Annotated in this window: 6 protein-coding genes; 1 reads left to right on the forward strand and 5 read right to left on the reverse strand. The window is 61.4% G+C overall.

The window, feature by feature from the left end; translation table 11 throughout:
- Nucleotides 1-362: 362 nt before the first annotated feature.
- The 3 genes from lysA to argH all read right to left on the reverse strand — a co-directional run bounded on the left by lysA (nucleotide 363) and on the right by argH (nucleotide 3,395).
- Nucleotides 363-1,631 carry a diaminopimelate decarboxylase gene (lysA, locus tag FHT75_RS26105; RefSeq protein WP_028756419.1) on the reverse strand — a complete coding sequence of 423 codons (1,269 nt, stop codon included), beginning with the start codon at nucleotides 1,629-1,631 and terminating at the stop codon, nucleotides 363-365.
- A gap of 11 nt (nucleotides 1,632-1,642) precedes the next feature.
- Nucleotides 1,643-1,837 (reverse strand): LPS translocon maturation chaperone LptM, encoded by a 195-nt coding sequence (gene lptM, locus FHT75_RS26110; protein WP_028756418.1) that lies wholly within the window; start codon nucleotides 1,835-1,837, stop codon nucleotides 1,643-1,645.
- Nucleotides 1,838-1,991: 154 nt separating this feature from the next.
- Nucleotides 1,992-3,395 carry an argininosuccinate lyase gene (argH, locus tag FHT75_RS26115; RefSeq protein ID WP_028756417.1) on the reverse strand — a complete coding sequence of 468 codons (1,404 nt, stop codon included), beginning with the start codon at nucleotides 3,393-3,395 and terminating at the stop codon, nucleotides 1,992-1,994.
- Between the two features lie 39 nt (nucleotides 3,396-3,434).
- Here argH and tlpA point away from each other — a divergent pair, with 39 nt between their 5' ends.
- The gene (gene tlpA / locus FHT75_RS26120) at nucleotides 3,435-4,097 is read left to right on the forward strand and encodes a thiol:disulfide interchange protein TlpA (RefSeq protein WP_063476296.1); all 663 of its coding nucleotides are present in this window, start codon (nucleotides 3,435-3,437) and stop codon (nucleotides 4,095-4,097) included.
- A gap of 178 nt (nucleotides 4,098-4,275) precedes the next feature.
- Here tlpA and FHT75_RS26125 read toward each other — a convergent pair whose 3' ends face one another.
- Together FHT75_RS26125 and FHT75_RS26130 are read right to left on the reverse strand one after the other, a co-directional pair.
- Complete coding sequence (locus tag FHT75_RS26125) at nucleotides 4,276-5,157, reverse strand: 3-hydroxybutyryl-CoA dehydrogenase (RefSeq protein WP_028756415.1); 882 nt, start codon at nucleotides 5,155-5,157, stop codon at nucleotides 4,276-4,278.
- 148 nt (nucleotides 5,158-5,305) lie between these two features.
- On the reverse strand, nucleotides 5,306-6,000 hold a 695-nt coding region (locus FHT75_RS26130), incomplete at its 5' end, for an electron transfer flavoprotein subunit alpha/FixB family protein (RefSeq protein ID WP_183845245.1).

Consider the following 6,000-nt stretch of genomic DNA (forward strand, 5'->3'; position numbering starts at 1 on the left):
GGTCTCCGCGATCTGGCGTTCTGAAACAGAGGGCGCTTCCGGCGATTGCGGGGCAATACGCTCATGAACGAAAGGATAACACTCTTTGTGGCGAAGGCGAGGGCGAACGGCCGGTAATACCGGCTTTTCACGTTTATTCGCCAAAAAGTGATGGCTGCTTAAAGCGCGTCGCGATCTTTCAGATCGCTCCTGGCGCTTTAAGTCTTTGTTTCACGCATGTCGTGATCGCAAACCGCTGCGCACTTTTGCGCGACATGCTTTAGAGCGCCGTGCGTCCTTTCGGACGCACAAAGGACGCTCTAGCATTTTGAATCTACGCTTCGTGCTTTCCGAAAATCGATTCCGATTTTCGGGCCGATGCGTTAATCCAGCCAGGCCGGGACGGAGTCGAGGCCGATCAGCTCGGCGTAGGTTCGGCGCGGGCGAATCGTATGGAAATCGCTGCCCTTGACCAGAACTTCGGGCACCAGCAGGCGGCTGTTATAGGTGCCGGCCTGGACTGCGCCATAGGCGCCGGCAGTGCTGACGGCCATCAGGTCGCCGGGCTTCGGCATCGCCATTTCGCGGTCGAGCGCCAGATAGTCGCCGGTCTCGCAGACCGGACCGACGACGTCGGCGCGAATGCGCGGAGCGTTGGCTGCCGAAATCGTCACCGGGCGGATCTCGTGATAGGCTTCGTAGAGTGTCGGGCGGATGAGATCGTTCATGGCGCCGTCGACGATGACGAAGGTCTTCTCGCCGCCATCCTTCACATAGAGGACTTCGGTCACCAGGATACCGGCATTGCCGACGATCAGCCGGCCGGGTTCGGTGATGATCTTGCAGTCCAGGCCGCGCAGCTGGTTCTTGACGATTGCCGCATAGGCATCCGGCAGCGGCGGCGGATTGTTGTCGTCCTTATACGGGATGCCGAGACCGCCGCCGATATCGACGTGGTGGATCGTGTGGCCGTCGGCGCGCAGCGTCGCGACAAGGTCGTGCAGCAGCTTGAAGGCGTCGTCGAAGGGCTGGAGCTCGGTGATCTGGCTGCCGATATGCATGTCGATGCCGGTGACCTCGATGCCCGGCAGCCTGGCGGCATGGGCATAGATGGCGCGGGCGCGCTCCCAGGAGATGCCGAACTTGTTTTCCTTCTTGCCGGTCGAGATCTTGGAATGCGTCTTCGCATCGACATCCGGGTTGATGCGGAAGGAAACCGGCGCTTTCTTGCCTGCGCTGACGGCGCGCTGGTTGAGGATTTCGAGCTCAGGCTCGGATTCGACGTTGAAGCAGTAGATGCCGGCCTCAAGCGCGAAATCCATCTCGGACGGAGTCTTGCCGACCCCTGAGAACATGATGCGGTTTGCCGGAATGTCGGCGGCAAGCGCGCGGCGCAGCTCGCCCTCGGAGACGACGTCGATGCCGGCGCCGAGACGGCCCAGCGTCTTCAGCACCGCCTGGTTCGAATTCGCCTTCATCGCATAACAGACCATGGAGTCCATGTCGGCGAAGGCTTCCGAAAAGACGCGGTAATGGCGCTCGAGCGTCGCGGTGGAATAGATGTAAAACGGCGTGCCGACCGCCTTGGCGATCTCGGGAACGGAGACATTCTCGGCATGAAGGACGCCGTCACGGTATTCGAAATGGTTCACGAGCTTATGCCTTAAAGAAGGGGGTCGAGAAGGAAGGGCTTATCAACGGTTCCCGGCTTTTTCGTCGGCTTGGAAACGTCGCCTTCCTTGGTTGCCGCAGCGCTCGGCGGATCGAGGTCGCCCTTGCGCCCGCATCCGGCAACGGCAAGGCCGATGACGGCGAGAACCACCGTCAGGCGGACGAGGTGCGGCAAGCTCTTCTGCATGGATATCCTCTTCTGCGGCATGTGCTGGCGTCATTCATCTCGAATGATGGACATCTTCATAGCGAAGTTTATCCGCCTTGTGCACCCTGATTGTTGGAGGTCTTTCCGCGCCTGAAGGAGGGGCGTGGCGGCTTTTCGGCCCGCCCTTTGCTCTTCAGTTGCGGGCGCGCCAGAAGGCGATCTGCCTGCGCACTTCAGACGGCGCAGTGCCGCCGAAGCTCTTGCGGCTGGCGACCGAGGCCTCGACGGTCAGCACGTCATAGACCTTGTCGGTGATCGCGGAATGGATCGCCTGCAGATCGGCGAGCGGCAGTTCGGCAAGATCGCAGCCCTTGCTTTCGGCAAGCGCCACGGCGCGGCCGGTGACATGATGGGCGTCGCGGAAGGGCAGGCCCGCTTCTCGCACCAGCCAGTCGGCAAGATCGGTCGCCGTCGAATAGCCGGAGCCGGCCGCTGCCTTCATGCGCGCAGTGTTGACGGTCAGGTCGCGCACCATGCCGGTCATGGCCGCGATTGCCAGTTCCAGGCTCTCGGCTGCGTCGAAGACCTGTTCCTTGTCTTCCTGCATGTCCTTGGAATAGGCGAGCGGCAGGCCCTTCATGATCGTCAGCAGCGCCACCAGCGAGCCGTTGATGCGGCCGGTCTTGGCGCGCACCAGTTCGGCTGCATCGGGGTTCTTTTTCTGCGGCATGATCGACGAGCCGGTCGAAAACGCGTCGGAGAGACGGACAAAACCGAATTGCGGGGTCGACCAGATGACGATCTCCTCCGCCAGACGCGACAGGTGCATGCCTGTTATCGCTGCGATCGACAGGAATTCGATGGCGAAATCGCGGTCGGAGACCGTATCGATGGAGTTGCGGGTCGGCTCGCGGAAACCGAGCGCCCGGGCCGTCATGTGGCGGTCGATCGGATAGCCGGTGCCGGCAAGGGCGGCAGCACCGATCGGGCTTTCGTCCAGATGCTCGATGGCGTGGCGCACGCGGGAGCGATCGCGGCCGAACATTTCGACATAGGCCATGCAGTGATGGCCGAAGGTAACGGGCTGGGCGGTCTGCAAGTGGGTGAAGCCGGGCATGACGCTTTCGGCATGCTCTTCGGCGCGGTCGAGGAAGGCGGCGATCAGGCCGGTCAACATCTTCTCGGTCTTCTCAAGCTCTTCCTTCACCCAGAGACGGAAGTCGAGCGCCACCTGATCGTTGCGCGAGCGGGCGGTGTGCAGCCGGCCGGCCGCCGGTCCGATCAGCGTCGCCAGGCGTGCCTCGACATTCATATGGATGTCTTCGAGCTGGCGCGAGAATTCGAAATTGCCGCTTTCGATTTCTGACAGGATCGTGTTTAGCCCGTGAACGATCTTGTCCTTATCGTCTGATGAAATAATCCCCTGATGGGCGAGCATCGTCGCGTGGGCGATCGAACCGCGGATATCCTGCGCGAATAGCTTCTTGTCGAAACCGATCGAGGCATTTATCTCCTCCATGATCGCGTCCGGGCCGGAGGCGAAGCGACCGCCCCACATCTGGTTGGAGGATTTGGTGTCCGTGGTGTCGTCGGCCATGAGGTGTCCGCCTTGAGGATGCATGTCCAGGAGAATGAAATGACGACAAGAAAACCCCTCGGGCTGCCATCCCTGAAATGGATCGCGATGGCCGCCGTTGCGGGTGTCGTTGCCGGTGCGGCAGCGGTATACGTGAAGGAGACGGGGATTGGCAATGGCGGTGGTGAAACCGCTTCTGCGGAATGCAAGTCTGCCAGGGAACGCGCAGCCAGCCTCACACCGCTGATGAAGGGGCAGGTGGCCGCCATGGTTGCCGCCACCGAGCCGCGCAAGCTGACGGCGGTTTCCTTCAACGGGCCGGATGGCAAGCCGCTGACGCTCGATCATTTCGCCGGCAAGACCGTGCTTCTCAATCTCTGGGCCACCTGGTGCGTGCCCTGCCGCGAGGAAATGCCGGCGCTGAACGCACTCGAAAAGGAGATGGGCAGCGACAAATTCCAAGTCGTGCCGGTCAATATCGACACCGGCGACGATGAGAAGCCGAAGACCTTCCTGACTGAAACCGGCGTCGATGCGCTGCAGCTCTACCGCGACAATACGATCGGCGTCTTCAACAGCCTGAAGAAGGAAGGGCTTGCCTTCGGCCTTCCGGTGACGCTGCTGCTCAACGACAAGGGCTGCCTGATCTCCGCCATGAACGGCCCGGCCGCGTGGGATAGCGAAGACGCGAAGGCGCTAATCAAGGGTGCGATCGGGTCGTAACGACGTTGATCAGGAGTCCCCATCTCCTCTCATGAGAAAGACGCCGGCGATTCCGATAAGTACGCAGCATTGCAGCAGGAACATGGGTGTTTCGGTCGACATGGCGTTTCCTCCCGTTCCCGGCAAGGAAAGCATTTAGCGGGCGCTCGGTCTATTCGCCCTTTCTGGTGATGGCCGCTTAACGCGTCGGGACCGGCACTTCGCCGCGATAGTCATAGAAGCCGCGGCCGGATTTGCGTCCGAGCCAGCCGGCCTCGACATATTTCACCAGCAACGGGCAGGGACGATATTTCGAGTCCGCCAGACCGTCATGCAGCACCTGCATGATCGACAGGCAGGTGTCGAGACCGATGAAATCGGCAAGCTGCAGCGGCCCCATCGGATGGTTGGCGCCGAGCTTCATCGCCGTATCGATGGCGTCGACCGTACCGACGCCTTCATAGAGCGTGTAGATCGCCTCGTTGATCATCGGCAGCAGGATGCGGTTGACGATGAAGGCCGGAAAATCCTCGGCAACGGTGATGGTCTTTTCCAGCGTGCCGACGAATTCCTTGGCGGCGGAGAAGGTCTTTTCATCGGTTGCGATGCCGCGCACCAGTTCGACCAGCTTCATCACCGGCACCGGGTTCATGAAATGTATGCCCATGAAGCGTTCGGGCCGGTCGGTGGCGGCGGCAAGCCGGGTGATGGAAAGGGAAGAGGTGTTGGTGGCAAGCAGCGCTTCCGGCTTCAGGACCGGACAGACCTGCGCATAGATCTTGCGCTTGACGGTTTCATCCTCGGTGGCGGCTTCGATGACGAGATCGGACGGGGCGAGATCATTGACGTCGGACGAGCCGGATATCAACGACAAGGTCGACTTGCGTTCCTCTTCGGTCATCTTGCCGTTGGTCACCAGGCGGGCGAGGTTGCCGTTAATGGTGGCGAGGCCGGATTCGATGCGGTCCTGGGAGAGGTCGTAGATGTGAACCCTGTAACCTGCGGCGGCCGAAACATGCGCGATGCCACAGCCCATCTGGCCGGCACCGATGATACCAATATTCTTCAACACCGCATTCATCTCCAAACCCCCGCACGGCATCCGCCCCCGCGCTGCCGCATTTTTCTAGCAATACTGCCGGACGAAGGATCGCCCGGCAGCAGTAGTAGACCGATAAAAGATAATTTTCCAGTCATTCGCACGTGCGAAAGAAAAGCATTTGACGCGCTCAGAGCGCCTTTTGCAATTCCGGCAGGACGTCGAAGAGATCGGCGACCAGTCCGTAGTCGGCGACCTGGAAGATCGGCGCCTCCTCGTCCTTGTTGATGGCGACGATCACCTTACTATCCTTCATCCCGGCCAGATGCTGGATGGCGCCCGATATACCGCAGGCGATATAGAGCTGCGGCGCCACCACCTTGCCGGTCTGGCCGACCTGCCAGTCGTTCGGCGCATAACCGGCATCGACGGCCGCGCGGCTTGCCCCGACGGCAGCCCCGAGCTTGTCGGCAAGCGGCAGGATGACCTCCCGGAATTTTTCCGCCGAACCGAGCGCCCGGCCGCCGGAGATGATGATCTTCGCCGAGGTCAGTTCCGGACGGTCGGAGGCCGACAGCGCATCGGCGACGAAGCGCGACAGAGCGGGATCGGAAACCGCTGCAACCGTCTCGATCGGCGCGGAGCCGCCTTCGGCTGCAGAGGCGAAGGAGGCGGTGCGTACGGTGATGACCTTCTTGGCATCGGTTGCCTGCACCGTCTGGATGGCATTGCCGGCATAGATCGGCCGTTTGAAGGTATCGGCAGAGATCACCTCGATGATCTCGGAGAGCTGGGCGACATCGAGCAGGGCAGCGACGCGCGGCAGCACATTCTTGCCGACCGACGTCGCAGCCGAGAGGATCGTGTCATAGCTGCCGGCCAGCG

Source organism: Rhizobium sp. BK112, from assembly GCF_014193215.1.
Classification (GTDB): Bacteria; Pseudomonadota; Alphaproteobacteria; order Rhizobiales; family Rhizobiaceae; genus Rhizobium; species Rhizobium anhuiense.